Annotated in this window: 22 protein-coding genes and 2 riboswitches; of the genes, 7 read left to right on the top strand and 15 right to left on the bottom strand. The window is 41.6% G+C overall.

Annotation, left to right across the window (positions count from 1 at the left end; translation table 11 throughout):
• Positions 1 to 19 precede the first annotated feature (19 nt).
• Positions 20 to 2,404 (bottom strand): 3-hydroxyacyl-CoA dehydrogenase/enoyl-CoA hydratase family protein, encoded by a 2,385-nt coding sequence (locus LQ188_RS05085; protein ID WP_101223662.1) that lies wholly within the window; start codon positions 2,402 to 2,404, stop codon positions 20 to 22.
• A gap of 207 nt (positions 2,405 to 2,611) precedes the next feature.
• Here LQ188_RS05085 and LQ188_RS05080 point away from each other — a divergent pair, with 207 nt between their 5' ends.
• Positions 2,612 to 2,746, top strand: coding sequence for a YuzL family protein (locus tag LQ188_RS05080; RefSeq protein WP_072273724.1), 135 nt, complete (start codon positions 2,612 to 2,614; stop codon positions 2,744 to 2,746).
• 49 nt (positions 2,747 to 2,795) lie between these two features.
• Here the strand turns inward: LQ188_RS05080 and LQ188_RS05075 are convergent, their stop codons facing one another.
• Positions 2,796 to 3,713, bottom strand: a complete 918-nt coding sequence (locus tag LQ188_RS05075) for a proline dehydrogenase (protein ID WP_230176187.1) — start codon at positions 3,711 to 3,713, stop codon at positions 2,796 to 2,798.
• Positions 3,714 to 3,861: 148 nt separating this feature from the next.
• Here LQ188_RS05075 and LQ188_RS05070 point away from each other — a divergent pair, with 148 nt between their 5' ends.
• Entirely contained in the window at positions 3,862 to 4,140 is a 279-nt protein-coding gene (locus tag LQ188_RS05070; RefSeq protein WP_101223664.1) for a hypothetical protein, read from the top strand.
• A 13-nt stretch (positions 4,141 to 4,153) separates the two neighbouring features.
• Positions 4,154 to 4,489: a spore coat protein gene (locus LQ188_RS05065; RefSeq protein ID WP_101223665.1), complete on the top strand. Its 336-nt coding sequence runs from the start codon at positions 4,154 to 4,156 to the stop codon at positions 4,487 to 4,489.
• 80 nt (positions 4,490 to 4,569) lie between these two features.
• On the opposite strand, the gene LQ188_RS05060 is transcribed toward LQ188_RS05065, so the two are convergent.
• The 5 genes from LQ188_RS05060 to LQ188_RS05040 all read right to left on the bottom strand — a co-directional run bounded on the left by LQ188_RS05060 (position 4,570) and on the right by LQ188_RS05040 (position 9,393).
• Positions 4,570 to 5,742, bottom strand: a complete 1,173-nt coding sequence (locus LQ188_RS05060; RefSeq protein WP_101223666.1) for an FtsW/RodA/SpoVE family cell cycle protein — start codon at positions 5,740 to 5,742, stop codon at positions 4,570 to 4,572.
• 147 nt (positions 5,743 to 5,889) lie between these two features.
• On the bottom strand, positions 5,890 to 6,771 hold the full coding sequence (locus tag LQ188_RS05055) for a metal ABC transporter permease (protein ID WP_101223667.1): 882 nt from the start codon (positions 6,769 to 6,771) through the stop codon (positions 5,890 to 5,892).
• Positions 6,768 to 7,691, bottom strand: a complete 924-nt coding sequence (locus tag LQ188_RS05050) for a metal ABC transporter permease (RefSeq protein ID WP_101223668.1) — start codon at positions 7,689 to 7,691, stop codon at positions 6,768 to 6,770. Before LQ188_RS05050 ends, LQ188_RS05055 begins: the two co-directional genes overlap by 4 nt.
• Before the next feature lie 10 nt (positions 7,692 to 7,701).
• Positions 7,702 to 8,457 carry a metal ABC transporter ATP-binding protein gene (locus LQ188_RS05045; RefSeq protein ID WP_101223669.1) on the bottom strand — a complete coding sequence of 252 codons (756 nt, stop codon included), beginning with the start codon at positions 8,455 to 8,457 and terminating at the stop codon, positions 7,702 to 7,704.
• A 12-nt stretch (positions 8,458 to 8,469) separates the two neighbouring features.
• Positions 8,470 to 9,393 (bottom strand): zinc ABC transporter substrate-binding protein, encoded by a 924-nt coding sequence (locus LQ188_RS05040; RefSeq protein WP_101223670.1) that lies wholly within the window; start codon positions 9,391 to 9,393, stop codon positions 8,470 to 8,472.
• A 678-nt stretch (positions 9,394 to 10,071) separates the two neighbouring features.
• Here LQ188_RS05040 and LQ188_RS05035 point away from each other — a divergent pair.
• Positions 10,072 to 11,034: a LacI family DNA-binding transcriptional regulator gene (locus LQ188_RS05035; RefSeq protein ID WP_101223671.1), complete on the top strand. Its 963-nt coding sequence runs from the start codon at positions 10,072 to 10,074 to the stop codon at positions 11,032 to 11,034.
• 254 nt (positions 11,035 to 11,288) lie between these two features.
• A riboswitch (Lysine riboswitch) is annotated at positions 11,289 to 11,474 on the top strand.
• 96 nt (positions 11,475 to 11,570) lie between these two features.
• Positions 11,571 to 13,022: an amino acid permease gene (locus tag LQ188_RS05030; protein ID WP_230176186.1), complete on the top strand. Its 1,452-nt coding sequence runs from the start codon at positions 11,571 to 11,573 to the stop codon at positions 13,020 to 13,022.
• 48 nt (positions 13,023 to 13,070) lie between these two features.
• On the opposite strand, the gene LQ188_RS05025 is transcribed toward LQ188_RS05030, so the two are convergent.
• From LQ188_RS05025 to LQ188_RS04995, 7 genes are all read right to left on the bottom strand, one after another.
• On the bottom strand, positions 13,071 to 14,750 hold the full coding sequence (locus LQ188_RS05025) for an alpha-glucosidase (RefSeq protein WP_230176185.1): 1,680 nt from the start codon (positions 14,748 to 14,750) through the stop codon (positions 13,071 to 13,073).
• A gap of 84 nt (positions 14,751 to 14,834) precedes the next feature.
• A complete protein-coding gene (locus tag LQ188_RS05020) occupies positions 14,835 to 15,917 on the bottom strand; it encodes a Ger(x)C family spore germination protein (RefSeq protein WP_230176184.1) in 1,083 nt (360 codons plus the stop codon).
• On the bottom strand, positions 15,914 to 17,014 hold the full coding sequence (locus LQ188_RS05015) for a GerAB/ArcD/ProY family transporter (protein WP_230176183.1): 1,101 nt from the start codon (positions 17,012 to 17,014) through the stop codon (positions 15,914 to 15,916). The genes LQ188_RS05020 and LQ188_RS05015 overlap by 4 nt, the downstream gene beginning before the upstream one ends.
• Positions 17,015 to 17,037: 23 nt before the next feature.
• Positions 17,038 to 18,549, bottom strand: coding sequence for a spore germination protein (locus tag LQ188_RS05010; protein ID WP_230176182.1), 1,512 nt, complete (start codon positions 18,547 to 18,549; stop codon positions 17,038 to 17,040).
• 150 nt (positions 18,550 to 18,699) lie between these two features.
• Complete coding sequence (locus LQ188_RS05005; protein WP_101223676.1) at positions 18,700 to 19,233, bottom strand: YhcN/YlaJ family sporulation lipoprotein; 534 nt, start codon at positions 19,231 to 19,233, stop codon at positions 18,700 to 18,702.
• A 54-nt stretch (positions 19,234 to 19,287) separates the two neighbouring features.
• Complete coding sequence (gene sugE / locus LQ188_RS05000) at positions 19,288 to 19,608, bottom strand: quaternary ammonium compound efflux SMR transporter SugE (RefSeq protein WP_101223677.1); 321 nt, start codon at positions 19,606 to 19,608, stop codon at positions 19,288 to 19,290.
• A 49-nt stretch (positions 19,609 to 19,657) separates the two neighbouring features.
• Positions 19,658 to 19,756: riboswitch (guanidine-I (ykkC/yxkD leader) on the bottom strand.
• 40 nt (positions 19,757 to 19,796) lie between these two features.
• Positions 19,797 to 20,126, bottom strand: a complete 330-nt coding sequence (locus LQ188_RS04995; protein WP_101223678.1) for a DUF948 domain-containing protein — start codon at positions 20,124 to 20,126, stop codon at positions 19,797 to 19,799.
• Positions 20,127 to 20,244: 118 nt separating this feature from the next.
• Between LQ188_RS04995 and LQ188_RS04990 the strand changes: the two genes are divergently transcribed.
• Both LQ188_RS04990 and LQ188_RS04985 read left to right on the top strand, forming a co-directional pair.
• Complete coding sequence (locus LQ188_RS04990; RefSeq protein ID WP_101223679.1) at positions 20,245 to 20,424, top strand: hypothetical protein; 180 nt, start codon at positions 20,245 to 20,247, stop codon at positions 20,422 to 20,424.
• A 377-nt stretch (positions 20,425 to 20,801) separates the two neighbouring features.
• Complete coding sequence (locus LQ188_RS04985; protein ID WP_101223680.1) at positions 20,802 to 21,422, top strand: regulator; 621 nt, start codon at positions 20,802 to 20,804, stop codon at positions 21,420 to 21,422.
• A gap of 55 nt (positions 21,423 to 21,477) precedes the next feature.
• Here the strand turns inward: LQ188_RS04985 and LQ188_RS04980 are convergent, their stop codons facing one another.
• Positions 21,478 to 23,445: an LTA synthase family protein gene (locus LQ188_RS04980; RefSeq protein ID WP_101223681.1), complete on the bottom strand. Its 1,968-nt coding sequence runs from the start codon at positions 23,443 to 23,445 to the stop codon at positions 21,478 to 21,480.
• Positions 23,446 to 24,292: the final 847 nt, after the last annotated feature.

Here is a 24,292-nt window from a genome sequence, read left to right as displayed (position 1 = left end):
CCATTTCTTCGTCCATTCATCAATTACGGAGTGGTTTGCCTTTAACAAGCATATGCTGCATCCTTGCTTGGGATTTCGGAGTCGAAACCAGTTTCAGGAATGCCTGTTTTTCTAGGTTCAAGATGTACTGTTCATCTACTTCCGTGCCAAATGGGAGTTTCCCCCCCGCCAGCACATATGCAAGCTCTTTGGCTATGACAAGGTCATGTTCTGATAAGAAACCTGAAAGGCGCATGGATTCCGCCCCTAATAGAAGTGCGGCATATCCCGTTTCACCTACGACAGGGATTTTTGTGCGGGCCGGAGCGATATAGCCTTGTTCATGCATGGAAATTACCGCCTGTTTCGCATCATATAGCTGATGATCCGCATTTACGCTTATCCCATCCGCTGAATTAAGGAAATTGTTCCCTCTCGCTTCCTCGGCGGAGGTCGAAACTTTTGCCATGGCGACCGTTTCAAATACTTGGTTGGCCACTTTCTGTAAGTCGAAGTCGACGCCCTTCGGCATATTCCTCAACGTCTTCACATAAAGTTCTTTAGTCCCGCCGCCGCCTGGAATCAAACCTACACCAGCTTCCACTAGTCCCATATACGTTTCTGTCGTTGCCTGGATGCGCGCTGCCGGAAGGGATACTTCAGCTCCCCCGCCAAGTGTCATATTAAACGGTGCAACCACTACAGGAACAGCACTGTACTTGATTTTAAGCATCGCCTTTTGGAATTGGCTGATGACCATATCGAGTTCAAAAATGTTGTCATCCTGTGCTTCCATCAGCATCATTGCAATATTAGCGCCTACACAGAAGTTCTTTCCTTGGTTTCCGATGACCAAGCCTTTAAAATTCGCTTCCGCTTCGTCGACCGCCGCATTGATCATTTGTATGATATCCAGACCGATTGCATTATTCGGTGAAGTGAATTCAAGAAGAGCCACTCCATCGCCGATATCCATCAAGCTTGCACCACTGTTTTTCTTGATTACGCCTTTTTGTTTCTTTATCGCTTTAAGATTTATCACTTTAGGATTTGCAACAAGTTCCTTATATTCACCATTATCATAATAGTGAACTATGCCATTTTCTTCTTTATAGAAGGAAGTGATGCCTTTAGCGAGCATATCCTTCACCCATTGCGGAACGGTGATGCCTTCCGCCTCCATTCGGGCTACCGATTTTTCTACCCCTATCGCATCCCATGTTTCAAATGGTCCTGTTGACCATCCGAAGCCCCATTTCATCGCTTGATCGATCGCCACGATGTCATCCGCGATGTCCCCAAGCAGCTGGGCAGAATACACAAGCGCCGGATTCAGGACATTCCAAAGTAATTGGCCGGTACGGTCTTCGCTATAAACAAGCGCTTTCATTTTATTTTCAAAGCCCTTGGCCTGTTTAGCCATTTCAATGGAAGGCGTTTTTAATCTTTTTCGTGCATCATATTCAAGGGTATCGGGATTCAGTTCAAGGATTTCCTTTCCTTTTTTCAAGAAAAATCCTTGGCCTGACTTGCTTCCAAGCCACCCATTCTTCAGCATTTCATTCATGAAATCAGGTATTTTGAAAACTTCTTTTTCTTCTCCATCCACCTGTTCATATACGTTTCTGGCAACATGTGCAAAGGTATCCAATCCAACTACATCAAGTGTCCGGAAAGTCGCACTAGTTGCCCTTCCAATCAACGGACCTGTAACCGAATCGACCTCACCAACACTGTATCCGCCTTTTTGCATTTCCCGCAGAGTGACCAATAAACCATAAGTTCCAATTCGGTTTGCGATAAAGTTAGGGGTATCCTTGGCTTCGACGACACCTTTTCCCAGTACATCTTCGCCGAATCGTTTCATGTATTCGAGCACTTCTGGTGAAGTTGCTTTAGTTGGAATAAGCTCCAACAACTTAAGATAACGCGGCGGATTGAAGAAGTGGGTTCCCAGGAAGTGCTTTTGAAAGTCCTCCGAACGGCCTTCTGCCATTGCTTCAATTGATATTCCGGAGGTATTCGATGAAACGATGCTTCCTGGTTTACGATGCTGATCAACCTGGGCGAACACACTTTGCTTAACCTCAAGCTTCTCAACGACCACTTCGATGATCCAATCGACATCCTTTAAACGACTTATATCATCTTCCAGGTTTCCTGCCTCGATCAACGCAATGTTTCCCTTAGCCGAAAGCGGAGCTGGTTTCTGTTTTAAAAGTTTCGTAATCGCTGTTTGGCTGATGCGGTTACGCACTTGTTTATTATCTAATGTCAGTCCCTTTTTCTTTTCATCCTCAGTTAGTTCACGAGGTACAATATCCAATAATAAAGTCGGAATGCCGATGTTAGCAAGGTGTGCAGCAATCCCTGATCCCATAACTCCTGACCCTAGAACAGCAGCCTTTCGTATTTGTCGAACCAAGTTCATATCCCCCTTACACAATTTATTGAATGAATGCTCATTCATTTTTAATTCAAAAAAATTTTGAATATTTTTTCTTATTACTAATATAGAATATATTTGGAAATTCCGCAATGATTAAACAGGAAAAAAATATTTTTTTCTCCGAGTTCCTTCGGTTATTTCTCCTCCGTTCAGTAAAAAATAACCGGAGTGGAGGTGACTTATATAATGAAGCGTAAAGATAATCCTTCTAAAGCAGCCGTAAGCGCAGCAAGCGTTAAAGGCAATGCCGGCCCTGGAGCTGAACGTCAACACGGAATCAATAAAGTGAACAGCCAGAACAATCAGTTCAAAAGATAATCTTTCTTAATTTGAGCAGCCGTCCCTTTTCCGGGGCGGATCTCGCTTCCTATTTCTTGAATAGGCCTTTTAAAACGAAAGCAATATTGGCCGGTCTCTCTGCAAGGCGGCGCATGAAGTATCCATACCAATCCGTACCATAAGGAACATACACCCTTACCTTATATCCTTCTTTAGCAAGTTCGAGCTGCTTTTCATTGCGGATGCCATATAACATTTGGAATTCAAATCGATCACGGGGAATTCCCTGATCTTTGACCAAGTCCCTCGTATAATCAATGATCTTGTCATCATGTGTGGCAACGGCTGTGTAATTGCCATTTTGCATATGCTTCTTGATGATTTTCTTGAAATTCTCATCCACATCTTTTTTCTCGGGAAAAGCCACTTCCCTTGGTTCTTTATAAGCCCCTTTAACAAGCCTTAGATTCGGATGGTATGCATCCAGCTCCTCAATATCCTTCTCAGTCCGATACAGATAAGCTTGGATGACAGTCCCCAATTCATTATATTCAGACTTCAGGTTTTTGAATACATCCAAAGTCGGCTGACAGCGCGGAAAATCTTCCATATCAAGCGTCACGAAAACCTGATGGGCTTTAGCTTCATCCAAGATCCTCCGCATGTTATTCATTACGACTCGTTCGGACACATCCAAGCCCATCGAGGTCAGCTTCAGGGATAACTGTGAATCCAGTTCATTTCTGCCAATCATGCGGATTGCTTCAATGCACTCATCTGCCATCTTCCCTGCTTCTTGTTCATCTTCAATGAATTCACCTAAATAATCAATAGTGACGGCAAGCCCTTTCCGGTTAAGATCTGCAATCACTTCACATGCCATATCCAAGGATTCTCCTGCCACGAAACGAGATGCCCCAAACCGCAGCCCGTATTTTTTCGCTGCCTTTGTCATGCCCTTGTTCTTTGATAAAAAAAGGAATAGATTTTTCAATATTCTTTCCACTGCATTCCCCTCCAAATCATTTTGGAAAATAGATGCACAAGATTATTTTACCATTTAATGCACTTTTCAGATATTTAGAATCAAGAATAAAAAAAATCCAGAAGGGAAAATTAAGCTCGTTTAAAGAACACTTAAGGAGGTAGCAATGATGGAACAGCAAAATTCGTTTAACAGCCAACAGCAGTCCACCGGCTTTATGAAACAGCCGCCGGAAATGGTTACGGTGAAAGATAGCTTATACTTAACCGATATGCTTGCATGGAATCTGAATGCAATTAAAAAAGCACATTTTTTTGCCACACAATGCAAGGACCCGCAAATCATTGATGCTTTAAATCGGTGCGGACTCATGCATCAACGTCATTACGATACCATATTGAAACATTTGAACCCCGACCAAAATCAGGGTCAACAACAATACCAGTAAAGGAGGGTTCTTGATGCCCAATGAAAACAAAGTCCAAAATCCAGAATCTCCCGTGGCAAAGACACCGCAAATGAATGACAGGGATTTTATAAATGATATGCTTTCAACTGAAAAGTACTTTTGCAACTCCCTTTCCGTTGCCCTGCATGAAATGAGTAACCAAGCCTTATTCCAAGACATTTTCTCCGTTGCCAAAGAAAATCAGGAGATGCAGCGTGAACTCTATAACCTTATGTTCGAAAAAGGCTGGTATAGTTTAGAAAAGGCGCAAGCTACCAGCTTAAGCCAATCGTATCAACAATTTTCCGGTTATAAAAATCAATTTCCAACTGGAACGAACATTCAATAAGCAAACATTCAGGGGAGATTCTGCTCCTTTTGTTTTTTTTGCTACAAATAAAGCCGGCCCATCGGGGGCCGGCTTTATATTTAGATATCCGTTGAAAACATATACTTCTTATAGTGATACCGAATGCTGAATATTAAGCCCATGGCCATCATGTTCCCCATTAGCGAGCTTCCTCCATAACTGACAAATGGAAGCGGAATCCCAGTTATTGGTAAAAGACCTACAGTCATGCCGATATTTTGAAAAACGTGAAACGTCAACATGCTTATAACGCCAACACAGATATATGTATAGAAGTTATTTTTCGTGTCCATTCCCGTTTTTGTTATATGGTAAATCAATAGGAAAAACAAGGAAATAATGATACTTGATCCGATGAAGCCGAATTCTTCACCGATGATGCTGAAAATGAAATCCGAATGACTCTCAGGCAAATACACTTCCCTCGAGCCGATTCCCTTGCCTGTGGTCTGGCCGGAGCCGATGGCCAGTAAAGATTTGGTTAAGTGATATCCTTCGGAGCTGGCATAATTATATGGATCCAGCCAAGAATAGATACGGCCGAATTGATAGGATTTTACCCCTAGGTATTTTTCCAGGATTTCCGGCTTCCAAAGTACAAAGTACAGGACCGCTGAAGCGACGACAATTCCTCCCGAAACGATTGGCAGCAGGATCTTCCACGTTACCCCTGAGATGAAAATCATTCCGAGCATGATGGACATGATGACAAGCGAGGTGCCTAAATCCGGCTGTTGCATGATTAACAATAAGGGGGCACCGGTCACAAGACCGATTTTAATAAGCAGCCAGATATCCGTTTGAATCGTTTTCAGCGTGTTTTTGAGATGATGGTTTGAGATGACATTCGCTAAAGCCAGGATGAGGAAAACCTTCATGAATTCCGATGGCTGAATCGAACCGATTCCCGGAATGATGAACCAACTTTTCGCACCATTCCGGACAGGAACGATGCTTTCCGGCATAATGATCAGCAAAAAAAGCAAAAACAATCCGAAGCCATAGGCGTACCAAGATATTTTTTTCAACTGATCAGAATCCAAGGTGATGAAACCTAATACGATTCCGATTCCAACTATATACCAAAAAATTTGTTTAATTAAGAAGTTTTCAGCGTACTGTCCAGTCGTTTGGGCACTATAGATTGCTAAGCAACTTCCAACGCATAATAACAGCAATATTGTGACCAAAGAAAAATCTATTCGTGATGAAAATTTATTTTGTTCTTCCATACTTAACTCTCCCTTAAAAAGGCTCCTGCGATATATCTATAAATACACTTATTCATTATACTTTAAACAAATAAAATCACAACTATATAGAAGAATAGTTTACAGGCTTCATGGAGTTATTTCCATGAAGCCTGTATGCAGAGAGAGCTATGCATGTGATTCCTTTGATTTTCTCCGTTTCAGCAATAAGCTGACCAATCCATGGTTTGGGGAAAAGAGAAAGGCCATTCCGAATAATATGGCGGCCGACCCCACCATGCAGCCTGAAATCGAGGCATCCAAAATGGTGGCAGAATAGTAGCCGATGACGGAACTTAGCACCCCTACCCCGATACTGACCAATATCATGCTGCTTAAACGGTCTGACAGCAGGTATGCTGTTGCCGCAGGTATGATGAGCATTCCAACTACTAAAATGGAACCTACACTATCAAAAGAAGCTACAGTTGTCAGTGAGATGAGGCTCATCAATAAGTAATGGAAGAACAGTACAGGAATACCCATTGCAGCCGCAAGTGACGGATCAAAAGACACGAGTTTAAACTGTTTGAAGAAAAGGAAGATCAGTACGAGATTCAGGATGAAACAACTGCCGACTATCCAAACAGCTTTTGGTCCAGCCTCGATTCCCGCGATTGTCATCGTATTCCAGGGAGTATAGGCTATTTCGCCATATAGGACATGTTCCAGGTCAAAATCTATTTGTTGCGTATACAGGCTCACGAGTACGATCCCCGTTGCAAAAAGGGAAGTGAATACAATCCCGATCGCTGCGTCGGATTGAACGCCCGACGATTGGAAAAGCTGGATCAAGAATACGGTAAGCAATCCGAGCGCAGCAGCCCCTATCAGCATTGGAACGGAATCACGGGTTCCGGTTATTAAAAATGCCAATACGATTCCCGGCAAAACGGAATGACTGATTGCATCTCCAATCAACGTCATTTTCCTGACTATCAAAAAACACCCTAATACACTGCAAGAACCCGCCACTAATGCTCCGACTAAGATAATCCAAAAATCATTCATGATGTGTGGCTCCCTTTCCTTCTATCCTGTTCGAGAGAATATTTCTTTTTCGTCGAAACCCTTCTCCATACAGATGAAAGCACTCCGCGTTTAGGTGCAAAAAGCATGGAAAAGAAAAACCATACCGTCGCGGATAAGACAATTAACGGTCCTGTTGGCAAATCATTGACCGATGTACTGATCAACGTACCAGACACACCGCTCAACATTCCGAATATACCAGACAGGATGACCATGATATGCAGGCGCTCCGTCCAATATCTCGCGGATACCGCAGGCGTTATCAGTAAAGATGCCATCAATACGACACCTACAGCCTGGATACCGATCACTACAGCTGCCACGATCAGCATCATGATGAAATAATCCAGAAAAACAACCGGTAATCCCATCCCCTTAGCAAACCCAGGGTCAAAGGAAAGTAATTTGAATTCTTTAAAAAATACGGTACAAGTGAATATGAGAATAAAAGAAACCGTCATCATCATATACACATCGGACATGACCATTGACGCCGTCTGCCCGAATAAAAACGTATCCAATCCACTCTGGTTTCCATACTCGCTCTGCTGGATCTGCGTAAGCATGACAATTCCGAAGCCAAAGAAGGAAGATAAGACGATTCCCAATGCCGCATCCTGCTTGATCTTACTGTATCTCGTAAGCACACTGATCAAGAAGACAGCCACTAAGCCAGCCAGTGCGGCACCTATTAGAAAGTAGGAAGTGGATTTCACTCCAGTTAACATAAAGGCCACACAGATACCGGGTAATGCTGCATGTGCGAGCGTGTCACCAAGCAAAGACTGCTTTCTGAGGTAGGCAAAGCTGCCGATGACCCCGCTGCTTAATCCGAGAAACATCGTGCCAAGCAATATCCACCTTGTATTTGGATCAGTAATAATATCCAGTATGTTCATCGTGTACACCTCATTTTAATAAAAGGCCGGATTTTGTGTCTGATAGTATCGCTAGGCGGCCTCCATATGTTTCCTGTAAGTATTCGGGAATGAACACTTCCTCTGTCGGACCTATTTTCATCACCTTTTTATTCAATAACATCGTCCAGTCGAAATATTCCTTCACGGTGGATAGATCATGGTGCACAACCAGGACGGTTTTGCCTTTTTCCTTCAATTCCATCAGCAATTGTATGATTGCTTTCTCCGTTGCGGCATCCACCCCTACGAACGGTTCATCCATAAAATAAATATCCGCTTCCTGTGCCAATGCACGGGCCAGGAATATCCGTTGCTGCTGCCCGCCTGATAGCTGGCTGATCTGGCGGTTAGCATATTCAGCCATCCCCACCTTTTCCAGGCACTCCATCCCCTTCTGCCTTTCGGACTTCCCTGGCCGCTTCAGCCATCCGAGATGACCATATCTGCCCATCATCACGACATCGAGTGCGTTGGTCGGAAAATCCCAATCCACTGACTCCCGCTGTGGTACATAACCGATACTCTTCCTCATCGATTTATAAGTAGATCCTTTTATTGTGATTTGCCCCGATATTTTTGGAATCAATTCGAGTATTCCCTTTATCAAAGTGGACTTCCCTGCTCCATTGGGGCCTATGATACCAATTAAATTTCCTTCCGGCACCTCAAACGAGACATCTTCGACAACCGGCTTCTTATGATAAGCAATCGTTAAATTTTCGACCTTCAAAGCTGCTTGATTCATAGTTTCTCCCCCTTATTTCAATGCACGGACGATGGTGTCTGTATTATGACGGACCATTCCGATATACGTTCCTTCTTCCGTCCCTTTTTCACCCATTGCATCCGAGAACAATTCCCCGCCGATTTCCACTTTGTGACCCTGCTTACCTGCCCCTTGAATGACAGCCTCGATAGCCTTCCTTGGTACGCTTGACTCAATGAAAATCGCTTTTATTTTGTTCTCCACAAGATAATTACGCATATCCGTCACATCTTTTGATCCATATTCCGATAAAGTATTGATCCCTTGGAGCCCTCTTACATCCAGGCCATATGACTGCCCGTAGTATCCAAAAGCATCATGTGCTGTAACGAGAACCCGTTGATCTTCCGGTACTTTATTAATTTCCTCTTGAACATATTTATCAAGTTCCTCCAATTGCAGGACGTACTCCTCATAATTTTCACGATACTCTGCTTCATGTTCCCGATCATTGGCAATCAATTCTTTCTTAACTGCCTCCGCCGCAACGATCCAAAGCTTTACATCAAACCATACGTGGGGATCATGGTCCGTTGCACTCACTTTACGAAGCTGGTTCTCCTTAAAGTCCTCCGTTACGGCAATCGTCGGTTTATCCTTACTCATCATTTCAAATATATCCGTCATTTTCCCTTCAAGATGCAATCCGTTATAAAAAATCATATCAGCCGAATCCAGTGTCTTAACATCACCCTGTGTCGCTTTATATAGATGGGGGTCGACTCCCGGTCCCATTAAACTGGTGACCTCGACATGTTTACCGCCGATATTCTCAACCAAATCCCCAATCATTCCCGTTGTTGTAACGACATTTAGCTTGCCATTGCCTTTATCCCTATCGGCTGTATCATTACCGCACCCCGTTAAAATCAGCAATGCAGCAAGCACACCCCCAATAGATTTTAGAAAACCCATCCATATTCCCTCCTCTTTTTCATTTCCCTAAAAATGTTTGCCGAACGCAAAATTAAGTGTAAATTTTTTTACATTGTCGTAAATGCTAAAAAGTTTCCTCTACACAACTTATTTTATACTATACACAAATATACAAAAAAAGTGCAACTATTTTTTAAACATTTCAAAAAGGCGAATGACTTTTACACACAATAAAAACTGTCAGGAATCTCACTAGGGAGCTCCCTGACAGCCAGTCATTCCGTACATGATACGTAACGATGAAGTTATATTTATATTGTGGAGTTTTAATGGTGAATATAATATAGGGGAGCTATTTCTGGACGACATGAAATTCACGAGTAAATGTGTGAATTTCACGAGTAAAATGCCAAAATTCACGAGTAAACGTGGTAATACCGCGGAATTCTTGACTGGCATTGCCACTCATTTTTCCTGTTTCAATGAAATTGCCAAGTACGCAAATCCCAATTCGATTCCGCAAAGCACAACCAGGGTGATTAAAGTTTGGAACATCATGATTTCCTCCTCCTCTAAGACTTAAACAAATCTTAAAGGATGAAACCAATACCAGAACAAGACCTTATTTGAAGAAATCTTCAGCAGTCCCACACTGTTCCCTTGCCCTGAAATGGGTTTCATACTGTACAATAAAAAAAAAGAAAAAACGGTGATACCATGACAAATATTAAAGAAATAGCTCAATGTGCTGGTGTATCTGTCTCAACAGTGTCTCGTGTATTGAATGATCATCCATATGTAAGCCCCGATAAAAGAAAGAGCGTCTTAGAAGCGATCAATCGTTTGAATTATACGAGAAACATCAACGCCATTCATCTTTCAAAAGGCAAGACCAATCTTATCGGCATCATCATCCCCTTCAACAATCACCCATATTACGGGGCAATCGTTAACGGAATCACTAAACAGGCAAATGCAATCGGCTGTCATATCGTCATCTTTCAAACAAATTATGATAGAGAGAAAGAAATCCAGGCTTTTAATATGCTGCAAATGAAGCAGCTCGATGGCATTATCGTTTGTTCAAGGATTTCAGAAATGAAAATCCTCTTGGAATATCAAAAATACGGACCGATTATTTTATGTGAAGATACAGCTCAGGCTGAATTCTCATCCATCAGCATTGATCATTATGCAGCTTTCTCCTGTGCCCTTGAGTACGTGATCGCTAAAGGATATAAGAAAATCGGATACAGCCTCGGCCGTAAAAAAAGCAGAAATAGTTCCCACCGCACAAAAGCCTTTAACGATATCATGAGTAAACATCAACTGATAAACAATAAAGAATGGCTGTTTGAAGGCAGTTATCACATCAAAGACGGTGAACAATTGTTTCAGGAATGGAATTCGATGATGGATAAACCTGAAGCCATCATCATCACGAATGATGACACGGCGGCAGGATTCATTCTTACCGCTAAGAAATCGGGTATAAGGGTACCGGAAGATGTGGCCATTCTCGGCTTCAATAATGATAGCCTTGGCGAAATGCTCGACATCACGACCATTTCCTTACCGCTGGAATGGATTGGGAAAATGGCAGTGGACCTATTTGAGAATCCTGGAGAGGTCAAACATGTAAAACTGGACTACGCCCTAATAAAAAGGAAAACCGTTTAGTTATCAGGATGCTTTATTTTAGTATATCGTCACTTGAATTCTTCCTTACTGCCATCATTCAACTAGGAAAAAATAACCACCTAAAATAATCATTGCGATATCCCAGAAGTTATTTTATAATTTTGATATAGTAAAGTTTACTCAATTACTAGCAATCTATTAACGATTGCATGAATTTCATGAGTACAATCGTCCGACGTCACCTATTAAACTGACGCAAACGATTATAGAAAATTGAATACTTCCTCATTTACCGATGAGTTAGAGGCTGCAGCTTATAAAAGTAAAACGGACGAGATTCTGGAAAATTAAAGACTCCGTTTGAAAGGATAAGTTGCCGAAGTTAGGGTATATTCCATGTATATTCTTGCTGGCGGTGTAACCGAACAGGAACACCACTGTCACGTTTTTTCAGAAAAGCGTGGGGAGCTATCTTCGGAAGGATAAACGGGTTTATTATAAACAGCCGTCGATCTTTTTCGACTGCTGTTTTTTTATTTTTCGTTCCCTTCCAATAAAAAGGAGTGTAACATCAATTGTCAAATTCACAATCACCATCAAGCCCTACTGAACTGAAAAGGAGCCTGAAAGCGCGTCATTTAATGATGATTTCATTAGGTGGAACGATTGGAACAGGTTTATTTTTAGCTAGTGGCGGGGCCATTCATTCAGCCGGACCCGGCGGTGCCTTGGTGGCATACGCAATCATCGGCATCATGGTTTATTACTTAATGACAAGTCTTGCAGAAATGGCAGCGTTCATGCCAGTGGCCGGTTCGTTCCGTGTCTATGCATCCAAATTCGTCGATCCGTCTTTCGGTTTTGCGATTGGTTGGAACTACTGGTATAACTGGGCAATCACCATTGCTGCCGAATTGGCAGCCGTTGTCTTAATTATGAAGTTCTGGTTCCCGGATAGCCCTTCAATTATCTGGAGTGCCATTGCGTTAATCATTATGTTTCTTATCAATTACATGTCAGTTAAAGGTTTCGGGGAAACAGAATTCTGGTTTGCCATGATCAAGGTCGTGACAGTCGTCATATTCTTGATCACGGGTGTACTGATCATTCTCGGAATCATGGGTGGCAAAGACCCAATCGGTTTTTCCAATTTCACAATGGGCGAAGGTCCCTTTAACGGAGGATTCTTCACGATTCTAGGCGTATTCATGGCTGCCGGCTTTTCATTCCAAGGTACGGAATTGCTTGGAGTGACTGCAGGTGAAAGTGAGGATCCAGAAAAAAATATCCCAAAAGCGATCAGATCCGTTTTCTGGCGTATCATCTTATTCTATATCTTAGCCATTTTTGTAATTGGCATGATCATTCCGTTTACCGATTCACGTTTATTGAGTGAAGATGTTGCCGTAAGTCCATTTACGCTTGTATTTGAAAGGGCCGGCCTTGCATTTGCTGCATCCATCATGAACGCGATCATTTTATCATCCGTACTCTCAGCCGGTAACTCTGGCATGTACGCTTCAACCCGTATGCTATGGGACTTGGCACGTGATGGTAAAGCACCGAAATTCCTAGGCAAGTTAGATAAAAGAGGAGTACCCGTGAATGCCCTTATCGTGACTTCTTTAGTTGGCTGCGTTGCATTCTTAGCTTCGTTTTTCGGTGATGGCGTCGTTTATATCTGGTTATTGAACGCTTCAGGCATGGCGGGATTCGTCACCTGGGTAGGGATTGCGATTGCCCATTATCGGTTCCGCAAAGCCTACGCAGCTCAAGGCCTTGATATGAATGCTTTACCATTCCGGGCAAAAGGCTTCCCATTCGGGCCTATATTCGCACTTGTCCTTTGTATTATCATTATTATCGGACAAGGCTATCAAGCTTTCAGCAGCGATGGGATCGACTGGAATTCAATGTTCGTTTCCTACATTGGCTTGATTCTATTTTTCGTCTTATGGTTCGGCTATAAAATTAAGCACAAAACGAAAATCATTCCGCTTGAGGAATGTGACCTTAAATCAAAATAATACGCAAAGGACCTGTTCTTCCTAATCGAAGAAGAACAGGTCCTTTTTTCATTTCAATTGATAAACACGGCATTCATATGGTTGCAGGGGTTTGCTGGAGATTCCTTCTTCCTCCTGATCATAATTGCCGATCAGCTTTGTGGCAGAATATGCATGCAGCTCTTCAGGCAAAGTATAGGAGGCCTGCTCTTCTTTAAAGTTGCATATCACCAACAGCTTTTCTTCTTCCAACGATCTCGTGTAGGCAAATATTCGTTCATCATCCGGGAACAGCAGTTCAAAACGGCCATAAACGACGATATCATGTTCCTTGCGTAATTGGATAAGCTTTTTATAAAAATGAAAAATGGAATTGTGATCATTGTAGGCCTTTTCTGCATTAATCTCGGGGAAATTGGGATTAACCTTAATCCAAGGAGTCCCTTGCGTGAATCCTGCGTTCCGGGAGTCATTCCACTGAATCGGTGTTCTCGCATTATCTCGGCTGCGGGCGTGAATGGCTGACATCATCCGCTCTTTTGACCAGCCATGAGAATTGACTAGTTCGTCATATGAATTCAATGTTTCGATATCCCGGTATTCATCGATGCTTTCAAATGCAACATTGGTCATGCCCAGCTCTTCCCCTTGATATATATAAGGTGTACCCTGAAGCATATGAAGACAAGCAGCAAGCATCTTAGCGCTTTCAATACGATACTTTCCATCATTACCAAACCTTGAGACAACCCGGGGCTGATCATGGTTGTTCCAGTATAAACTGTTCCAGCCATCCCCCTCCAAACCAGTCTGCCACTTGGAAAGAATTCGCTTTAAATCGGTAAGCTTCCACTTATCATTACTCCACTTTCCTTCAGGCCCTCTCCCCAAATCCATATGTTCGAATTGAAAGACCATATGTAGCTCACCACGATCTTTACCTGTGAACAATTGTGCGTCCTCCGGTGTGACGCCTGGCATCTCCCCAACCGTAATCACCTCATACCCAGAAAGCGCCCGTTGATTGATTTCCTGTAAAAACTCATGTATGCGCGGGCCATTCAGGAAAAATGGGCTTCCGTCACCAAACTGCTTCTCATGGCGAACGGCTCCATCCGAATAGCTTTGATCTTTTGATAGGAAGTTGATGACATCCATCCGGAAGCCATCGACACCCTTATCCAGCCACCATGTCATGATACTGTAGATTTCTTCACGGAGCTTAGGGTTCTCCCAGTTTAAATCCGGTTGTTTCCTGCTGAATAAATGTAAATAATATTCATCGGTTCCTTCATCATATTCCCATGCCGAACCTTTAAAAATGGACTCCCAATTATTTGGCTCCTTCCCATTCCTGCCAGGTTTCCAAATATAATAATCACGTTTCGGATTATCTTTTGAGGATCGCGATTCCTCGAACCACGGATGTTCGTCTGAAGAATGGTTGACCACCAGGTCCATCATGATCTTCATTCCACGTTCATGAACTGCCGTCAACAACCTATCGAAGTCAGCCATTGTCCCGAATTCAGTCATGATTGATTTATAATCACTGATATCGTACCCATTGTCATCATTGGGAGATTGGTAAACTGGGGATAGCCATATCACGTTCACACCCAGTTCTTGTAAATAATCGAGTTTCATCAATATCCCGTTTATATCCCCTATCCCATCACCATCACTATCCATAAAACTCCTTGGATACACTTGATACACAACTGCCTCTTTCCACCATGCTTTGTCCATGCTTTTCCCCCTTTTTAGCCGCATTAGCACAATCATTACACCAATACCCTATTATAAAGGGGGAAACTCCAGAATATTCTACTTTTATTCAGCTATTCCCGTTTGAATCATTTCAATATCCAGATCGACCTCGATCGGAATATCGGGATATGCCTCCTCCCAATGTTTTTGATCGAAATTTCTTGTTTTACTTTTAGCATGATCACCGAGTGCAAGCGGATCTATATTGTTCTCCTGAAACATGGTTACCATCTCATTTAATTTTTTACCAATGATCCGCTCGGCCCTGGCCTCTATTCTATTCAGGTCGACCGCTTTGCCCAAGTCATAGCCATGGACCTCCAGCAGACTCGCTTTCATTTTCACTCCAATCCTGACCTTGGGGTCTTGATTGGCATTCGAAATATGATAATGGACACGTGACTCCACGTTATTGATATCGGTAAAGTCATTTTCCTTCCATTTAATTTCATAACTCCCCAGCTTAAAGTTTTCACTAAGGACTTTATATAAAAAGCCGTCTTCATAAGGGATATATTTACCGATATAACGATCCTTTTTAAACAAGGCGATCCCTCTCACCCGTATTTGGTCTCCTGTTGTTTCCAATAAAGGCATGACCGGATCGATTCCTTTACCATGATACGCATATAAATACCTGTGAAGATCTACATCAGGCAAATTAGTCCTAATATTCTGTTCGATCAGCTCTTTCACTTGAACTCCTGGAGTTTTAATCAACTTCGGCTCCATTTTAACTACATCCTCCGCTTTGCCATGAACGACCGCTAAATACAAATCCCTTCCCACCATTGGGTCACGCCTATATGTATCGACATAATCATTCAACCCCTTACTTGCCAATTCTTCACCATATAGAATGACTGACAGTCTCCCGCCGACAATCGGGTATGGTGTTTTTGCATTTTCTTGCTGGCGGGCCGCCTTTATATCATGGGAGTTCGCTTCATATACTTCTTTACCCAGATCTGCTTCCTCCCCAGGCTGAGGAACACTGACAACGACCGTACCTTTGATTCTTTTCTCTTCGGCATCATCATAACCAACGACTTCAGCAATTAATATATCTTCTAATATTTGCTTTTCCACGCCGCACGCCGTCATCAAAAAGCCTGATAATATTATAAAGAGTAGTTTGATTTTCATGATTTATGCCCCCTGACTTTATAGACGATCGACTGCCATAGGAATAGGAGTGGAAGATACAAATAAACGATATAAAAACCAATTTGCGAACTGATCGTGTTAAATTTATCGATTCTATAGCGGTTATCCAAAAAAATGCAAGAAACTAAGATGATGATCAGAATGAAAACCAACATCTTTTTCTGTCTTAATCCAAATACTCTTTTTGCTGTCCTGCTTGCTGCCCAAACCCCTATGCAAACATTCGGCAGCACCATGAACAGCCAAACGGAAATCCCTATGTATTCGAACCTTTCAATGAATGGAAGGTCTACGATTTTCCATAACGTCAAAGTTGCCCAAATTACATCTTTCAGCTGATCTTGATGATAGTAGGCTAATGAAACAACAATCGATACTAAATAAATCGACATAGTAAACAACGCCCCTAAGTGGGCCCACTTTTGAGATTTTTCACGATTTTTAATGAAAGGATAATAAATGAGGAGCAATTCAAAGCCAAGGTAATTCAGGGTCATTTTCTTACAGGCCTTCATGATTGCCAAAAAGGAATGATCAAGAAATGGACCCAAATTTTCAAAGTGGGCAAACTTCAATGGGAAATAATTCAAAAGGAATAATGGCGATCCGATAATAAGCCCGATTATGCAAAAACCGGTAATGACCCTGAAACCTCCCTCCACAAAACTATACACGAGCATAAGAATGATGGTTGTTAGCATCAGGACATTGACACCAGGGAACATCCAAACCTGAATGACTTCTAAATAAGTCCTGATAAGAATGATGGAGATCATTATAAAGTAGAGGATGAATAAAATATTGAAAGCATTTCCGACCCATTTACCAAATAAATCCTTGTGGATGGCGACCAAGTCAATTGTTTGGGGACCCCTGCCTAAAAGCTTGAAACACATCCAAAGCAGAACATTTATGATCAACCCTGATATGAGGACCGATATCCATGCGTCTTGGCCAGCCTCTTTCGCTATGATCCGTTCAAACCCCAATATCCCTACTCCAATCTGCATGCCCGGCATCAGAAAAAAAACAAAAAATGGAGATATTTGTTTAGTTTCATTTGGTTTGACTTCCATACCTTCTCACCGCTTTCTATACCTTATTCATCGATATCATTATGGGAGTTTCGCGTTTCCGCCTCCTTCCTTATCCTTATTGGATTTTCCGTCCGCAGAAACTGCGGGCGTTTTTTCTGTTTTGAAAAAGGGAGGCGAATCAGACTATCTTTAAAGTCATGAATTCTTAAGGGGTAAAGCGGGTCTAAATATGGACTGCCAAGCGAAGTCAATTTCAATAAATGACTTAAAATGAAGGCACTGCATAACGCTATTCCAAACAGCCCGTATAACTGGGCTGCAATTAGAAAGGGGAAGCGGATAAGACGAATCGTATTGCTGATTTGATAAATCGGCACCGTAAATGAAGCCAAGGCAGCCAAAGCGACAAGCATCAACAAGACATTACTGACAAATCCCGCTTCCACAGCGGCTGTACCGATGACTATACCGCCAACAATGCCGATGGTAGAGCCAACCTTAGCAGGCAGCCTGACCGCCGCTTCCCTCAGCAATTCGATCGTCCCTTCCAGCACGATCGCTTCCAAGATCGGCGGAAAAGGGATCACTCCCCTGGATGATATTAAGATTGGCAGCAAATCCGTTGGAATCACTTGATAATGATAGGTTAAAACGGCCACATACAGAGGTGAAGACAAAACGGAAAACAGCACTGCGAAAAGCCGAATCAAACGGAATGAAGTACCGAGATTCCAAATTTGAAAATAATCTTCAAATGACGAGAAGAATGAAATGATGGTATTTGGACCAACCAATGCATGAGGAGACCCATCCAGCATGATCCCTATTTTCCCTTCCGATAATACACTGGCCAGATGATCAGGCCGCTCCGTGTCAATCAATTGGGGAAACATCGAATTCCGATTATCCGTGATCATCTGGCTTACAAACGAAATATCGACGATTGTATCATATTCTATATCTTCAATTCTCTGCATGACTGTCTTAATGATCTTTTGATTTACCACCCCATCTATGTAGAGTACCGCTATCCTTGTTTGCGAGATGCTCCCGACCCGAAATTCCTTGGACTGCAATTCAGGAGTGGGCAACCGGTTACGGATCAGATTCAAATTAGAATCAAGCGATTCAACAAAGGCCTCCTTGGACCCAACGACGGTATACTCCGACTCGGGTGTGGAAATTTGCCTTTTCACACTGTGAACACATGGAATGAGCAAAAATATTTCATCATCTTGCTTGTATTGGATCATGATCGATCCTGCCAAAACCAACCTTTGAATGTCTTTTAGATCAGCAGTCAATTTCATATCTTCCATCGGAATATCGCCTTTTAGTTGCTTAAGATCCTTCTTTGGTTGATTCGACATGACTGCCAATACTTGTTCATGAAGCTGTTGTGCACTAACCAGTGAATTGAAGTAGGAGATGATATAGCCATCATCATTCGGGAATTGGAAGGTAAGAAAATCATCAGATGCCTTAAATTTTTTAAGGAGTTCCTGAAAATCCTTGGAAGTAACCTGAAAGGATGCTTCATCCATTTTCCCCCTGCCCTTAAAAAACCTCACCATCCCACCCCCATTACCTTTCAAAAGTTTTTTAGTTCATTCGATTATTGTAACCACCCTATTTAAAGTTAGTCATGATCCACCGATATCCTTAAAATAGGAAAAGACCTATCCGGAATCCACCGGATAAGTCTTTAATTCAATAATAACCAATTACCTTTGACTTGGAAAAATCCGTGTTACAAGTTCACGGAACTCTTCAGCGAATCCTGCAACGGGTTTTCCATTCTCGATATCATTCGCATACCCTTCCATTCTTTGAACAAAATCCGGGTTTGCCGACACATAAACTTGGTCTACTGATGGATCGGCTCCCCTTACTGTATCAGCAACCCTTTCTTTAAGGTCATTCGAGATATCCTTATCCCCGCCATCTTTTAATACTGCCCCTACATAAGCATTATTTTCAGTCACGATGACACTCGCATTACTTACTTCCTTCATGGCTTCAACTCGATTTGAGATATCATCGGAGACTCTCATACCGTTAATACCATTATTATTATTAGCATTATTTTCATCATTAACATTTTGCCTTGTGTCGCTTACATTCATCGGATTATCTAAATTATCCTGATGGGAACGATTCAGGCCAAGATTTTCACTGGCTCCTTCGTTATCATTAGTCGCACAACCTGTAATCACTAAAGCCATCATCGCACTTGATACTATCGCTTTATAATTCATATTCTTCACTCCTCAAAAATCATTTAACATTACTATTTGCGAGGAGTGGATAGATTATTCAGAAGAAGTGACCTTCAAGCCGATTATTCCCACCAAAATGAAACCGACGAATACCAAACGCATCGCATCCTTAGGCTCGTTAAATACGATGATGCCTACCAGAACAGCTCCAAGAGCCCCTATCCCTGTCCAAATTGCATACGCTGTCCCCATAGGCAGCGTTTTTATAGCCGATGACAAAAAGTAAAAACTAATAACCATGCCAGCAATCGTAATGATAGAAGGTAATAATTTCGTAAAACCCTCGGTATACTTTAAACTTGTCGCCCATACCACTTCAAATAATCCTGCAATCACCAATTGAACCCATGCCATCTATTTTCCCTCCAATTACAAAAAAAAGCCCGAAAGGTCATAAATCATAACCTCCCGGGCTTTTTTCCCTCCGTGTACGCAGGTTTCTGCGCGTTTCTCTTGGACCATTCCGGTAAAATTCAGCCGAGGAACCCTAGAAACTTATTATTTCCATACTATATCATGTACATTTCAAATCGGTCAAACACTTATGCATCGCTTCTGTTTCTAAGCTTCCACTTGTCACCTTTAATTGAAAACCAAATATTTTTAAAGGGTTCAGGTATTTCTTTAGCCGCCTCAACCGTATATTGCACGGCCTCTTTTTTATATTGGACATCTTCAGTGATTTCTTGCTGTGTCATGGCGAGTTGGTCCGTCTCCGATTTAATCTGGTCCGTTTTGGCCTGGATGCGTGTAACGGTTTCAGTCACATTTTCAATTGTGGGTTTGGAATCCTTAAATGTTTTAAAAGCAAAAAACGCTAAATAGATAATCGCTCCGATAAAGAGGGCAAGACTAATATATACAATGACCACCTAGATTCCTCCTTTTATTTTACCTTTACTATACCCGTAATAATTGAGCAGAAAACGAATCCCTATGTATTTTCTTTTATGCCTGGTCATATTATTGAAAGAAAAAGGAGGAATGAAAATGAATCAAATGCCTCTGCTTAAAGCCTGTTTTAAAGCTGGAATCCACTTTATCAGACATATGACCATACAGCAGGCTGCCACTATTGCAGGAATCATTTTTTTAATCATTCATCCAGAAATTTTCAGTCCCCTTTGGCTTACACTGGCAACATCCGTCTTGATTCTGCTCCTGCTTTGAAGATTGTAATTAGCCTCCCGCACACTGGTTGAGTTATGGATTTCTTCGCTGACACCCACATCAGGAAAACACCGAGGGTATGCGCAACATTCAGAAGTACATACGGAACCAAGCAGGCAACAGGCCGGCGCGTTGGATTTCACCCTTACTGCTAAGTGATTTCAATTCCTTCATAACGATGATCTAAAAAGTTTAATCAAACGATTGATTAAAAAGGAATTTGACTTGAACCCCCTTGCGACAGAAGAACTTCCCTCCCCCTTCATAAATTGTTTACACTACATTTGCCATTTTATCAAACGGAAAGTTATTAGAAAATTACAGGATTTGTGTATAATTAGGCTATATTCATTAACTCTTAAGGAGGAATCATAGTCATGGATACTCTTATTCAACAGTTCAGGAATTTGCCCACCACGGCGATTTCTGATGCAATGGACGGGTTGAGCAATCTGGAATCGGCGATTAAACCCTTAAAGGAAGAGTTTCGTCTGGCCGGACGAGCTTTGACCGTACAGATGCCCGTCGGTGATAATTCAGCCGTGTTAAAAGCAATTGGTGAAGCAAAGCCTGGGGATATAATTGTCGTTGACAGCAAGGGTGATACATACCGGGCTATAGCAGGAGACTTTGTCGTCGGCATGATGGAGACCATGGAAGTTGGCGGTCTCGTTATCGATGGAGTCATTCGCGATCTTGAAGCGATTAAAGAATTGAATTTCCCTGTTTTCAGCAAAGGGACGACGGTTGCCTCAAGCGGCAAGGCAGGTGTAGGCCAAACAAATATCACCATTTCCTGTGGAGGTGTCACGGTACTTCCAGGTGACATCATCATAGGTGACATGGATGGAGTCGTGGTCGTGCCACAAGCAAAGGGTGAAGAAATTCTGAATAAAGCGAAGGATAAAATCATGAAGGATGAACAGCGTGCTGAAAAATATGCAGGGAAGCCTGATGAAATTAGAAAGTATATTGCCATGATGACCAATAAAGAATGACACATATAAAAAACAGGCAGGAAGCGATGGCTTCCTGCCTGTTTTTTCATTAGCCTTATTTATCGGTCTTATCTTCCTTAGAAGCCTCTTCATCATATGTGTAATCATAATCAGCAGGGTCTATCGGTTTAAAACCATTTGGAGTGTAGAAACGGAGTAAGTCGCCATTCACTACTTGGTCGGATAAATTGAGCATCGTTTCAGCTCTCTTTTTATAATTGAGGATATCATCATTTTCCTCGACCAATTCTCCTGTTTTAGTATCGTAGTATTTCCCTTTAATGGAAGTGACATCCGGTGTTACAAAATCACCATTCCTGAAAGGAACTACTTCATTATGATCTTTTGACAATAAATCTGAACCGAATTGTACATAATCTTTAGATTCAATTCCTAACAGATGCAATAAAGTCGGGAGAAGGTCAATCTGTCCTCCGTATTGGTGCATTTCCCCGCCTTCAACACCTGGAACATGAATCAATAAAGGTACACGTTGCAATTGGGCATTCTCAAATGCGCCAACATCCTTGCCAAGCACTTTTGACATGGCTTCTTTATGGTTTTCGGAAATACCATAGTGATCACCATACATAACGATTACCGAATTATCATATAGACCGGATTCCTTCAGATAATCGAAAAACTCTTTAAGCGCCTCATCGGCATAGCGTGCAGTTTGGAAGTAACTATCAACGGAAGCATCGCCTGTCGTATGCTTACCGATCGTTGCTTTTTCCTGGTCCATCGAATATGGGAAATGATGAGACACCGTTATGAATTTTGTATAGAAAGGTTGTTTAAGCGTTTCTAACATTGGAATCGATTCCTTAAAGAAAGGCTTATCCATTAATCCATAACTTAGTACTTCCTCTTTATTTTCCATATTATAATGGTTAGCATCAAAGAACTGGTTAAAACCAAGAGACTTATACATATTATCCCGGTTCCAGAAAGATTTGTAATTACCATGGAACACAGCAGATGTGTATCCTTGTTGTCCTAAAATAGCTGGTGCCGCTTGATACGTATTTTGGGAACGGTTTGTGAATGCTGCCCCCTGTGGTAACCCGAACAGGGAATTTTCAAGCATGAATTCAGCATCCGCCGTTTTACCTTGGCCTACTTGATGGAAGAAATTATCAAAGTGCATGAAATCTGACTTATCTGCTGCAAGTGAGTTCAAAAATGGAGTTACTTCTTCCCCATTCAACTTATAATCAATCAGGAAATTCTGCATTGATTCCAAATGCAGGTAGATGACATTCTTACCTTTGGCTGCACCAAAATACTCAGGGTTCGGTTCAGCGCTTGTTGCTTTCGTATAGTTGACGACTTCTGCGATATCCGTGCTGTTAGCAGTCGCACGCTGAGCGTATGTTTTAGTGTTCTGAACGGCATCATAAACCGTATAGTTGAACATGCCCAAATATTTGACGATATAGTTTCGGTCGAATGTTCTTGATAATAATTGCGGGCGATCCTTTTCAGCAAGTCCTAAATTGATCGCGAAAATTGCAAGTCCCGCTAGGTAAACCATTCCGACTGTACGGCGTTTGACTTTGAAGTCTTCCACTTTAAAGTCTTTGAATCTGTACAATACGATCAAAAGAACCGTATCAAGGAAATAAAATACATCATGACCTTTAAATAATTCTAAAATACTCGGTCCTAAATCCCCGGCATTTTGTACTTGCGTCAGGGTTGGCAATGTAATGAAATCGGTAAATGACCGGTAGTATACAATATTGAAGAATAACCATAGGGACATCAATAGATTCAACCTGATGATCCATTTAAACGATTTTTTGCCTCTAGCCAATAGTGCCAAGCCAAAGAATAATATGGCTGAACTAATCGGGTTTATGAACAGCAAGAACTGTTGCAGTCCATTCTCAAGACCTAAGTTAAATTCAATTCGATATCCAATATAAGTTTTTATCCAAAACAAGACTACCGCAATAAAGAAAAAGCCTAGTATGTTATCTGCAAATAAATGCCGGCTTTTTTTAAGAAAATTATTCATGCTTTCACCTCTATTAATCTAGTGGTTTATTTATATAAATTTTTACAAACTTACAAAAGACGGAAAAACGGAAACCTTATAATAGCATTCTTTCACTTGGATAGTCAAGATTGTGAAAACCACCTTTTGTCACATCCATAACTCTAAATCCAGAACACTTCTTTAGCTTATGAACAAGCCTTTGAAAAAATACAGAGGTTCGCCCGTCTCGAATGTTCAGCGCACCTATAACAAATATATAGGAACTCCATGTCTTAATCCAATAAATATTACCGTAACTTTTTGGGGTGACTGCGGATGACAGTCACTGTTTTAGTTTCACGTCCTTGAACCTTTTCCATTATAAACGACTCTTTATAAAAAAACCAGTACATTACAAAATATGTAAGGATATAAATCTTCAATTATTGAAAAATACCTGTAATTCCGAGGATTCCTTTCCCGATAATTCGACAGTTGAAACTGGATTGCCGAATACATGGATGGCATCTCTCCTCCGCACTTTTGTTACCCCATTCAAAACCCAAGCGTGCAAAAGTTTGACTCATTCATAATTGCATCCTGCCGCTCCAAAATCCCATAAAATAACAAATGGATTTCGTGTAATATCGACATCATTCCCTCCGGCTTCTTTATTAGCTTTTTTCAAAAATATTTCCTGAAAATCCTGATCATATTAGTTTTATATTTTTACTTTCAGGATAATTTTTATCATCCATAAAAGATTTGATTTACCAAAATTAACTTAAATTACAATTTATAAAACTCCTCTTGGAAACGGAAAGCTTCAAGTATCCATGGATTTGACATTATAATAGGAAGAAACTGAATTTTTTCATATCGGCTG

This window comes from Peribacillus sp. Bi134 (assembly GCF_918698065.1).
In the GTDB taxonomy this organism is placed as follows: Bacteria; Bacillota; Bacilli; order Bacillales; family DSM-1321; genus Peribacillus.
This window is presented reverse-complemented; position numbering and strand designations above follow the sequence as displayed.

Excerpts from the sequence above, each read along its gene's own strand:
- LQ188_RS05020 (WP_230176184.1), bottom strand. The coding sequence starts at position 15,917 with ATGAAAATCAAACTACTCTTTATAATATTATCAGGCTTTTTGATGACG.
- LQ188_RS05050 (WP_101223668.1), bottom strand. The coding sequence starts at position 7,691 with ATGAACATACTGGATATTATTACTGATCCAAATACAAGGTGGATATTG.
- LQ188_RS05010 (WP_230176182.1), bottom strand. The coding sequence starts at position 18,549 with ATGGTGAGGTTTTTTAAGGGCAGGGGGAAAATGGATGAAGCATCCTTT.
- LQ188_RS05065 (WP_101223665.1), top strand. The coding sequence starts at position 4,154 with ATGCCCAATGAAAACAAAGTCCAAAATCCAGAATCTCCCGTGGCAAAG.
- LQ188_RS05005 (WP_101223676.1), bottom strand. The coding sequence starts at position 19,233 with ATGAATTATAAAGCGATAGTATCAAGTGCGATGATGGCTTTAGTGATT.
- LQ188_RS04985 (WP_101223680.1), top strand. The coding sequence starts at position 20,802 with ATGGATACTCTTATTCAACAGTTCAGGAATTTGCCCACCACGGCGATT.
- LQ188_RS05060 (WP_101223666.1), bottom strand. The coding sequence starts at position 5,742 with ATGGAAGAACAAAATAAATTTTCATCACGAATAGATTTTTCTTTGGTC.
- LQ188_RS05040 (WP_101223670.1), bottom strand. The coding sequence starts at position 9,393 with ATGGGTTTTCTAAAATCTATTGGGGGTGTGCTTGCTGCATTGCTGATT.
- LQ188_RS05025 (WP_230176185.1), bottom strand. The coding sequence starts at position 14,750 with ATGGACAAAGCATGGTGGAAAGAGGCAGTTGTGTATCAAGTGTATCCA.
- LQ188_RS05070 (WP_101223664.1), top strand. The coding sequence starts at position 3,862 with ATGGAACAGCAAAATTCGTTTAACAGCCAACAGCAGTCCACCGGCTTT.
- LQ188_RS05055 (WP_101223667.1), bottom strand. The coding sequence starts at position 6,771 with ATGAATGATTTTTGGATTATCTTAGTCGGAGCATTAGTGGCGGGTTCT.
- LQ188_RS05045 (WP_101223669.1), bottom strand. The coding sequence starts at position 8,457 with ATGAATCAAGCAGCTTTGAAGGTCGAAAATTTAACGATTGCTTATCAT.
- LQ188_RS05035 (WP_101223671.1), top strand. The coding sequence starts at position 10,072 with ATGACAAATATTAAAGAAATAGCTCAATGTGCTGGTGTATCTGTCTCA.
- LQ188_RS04990 (WP_101223679.1), top strand. The coding sequence starts at position 20,245 with ATGAATCAAATGCCTCTGCTTAAAGCCTGTTTTAAAGCTGGAATCCAC.
- LQ188_RS05015 (WP_230176183.1), bottom strand. The coding sequence starts at position 17,014 with ATGGAAGTCAAACCAAATGAAACTAAACAAATATCTCCATTTTTTGTT.
- sugE (WP_101223677.1), bottom strand. The coding sequence starts at position 19,608 with ATGGCATGGGTTCAATTGGTGATTGCAGGATTATTTGAAGTGGTATGG.
- LQ188_RS04980 (WP_101223681.1), bottom strand. The coding sequence starts at position 23,445 with ATGAATAATTTTCTTAAAAAAAGCCGGCATTTATTTGCAGATAACATA.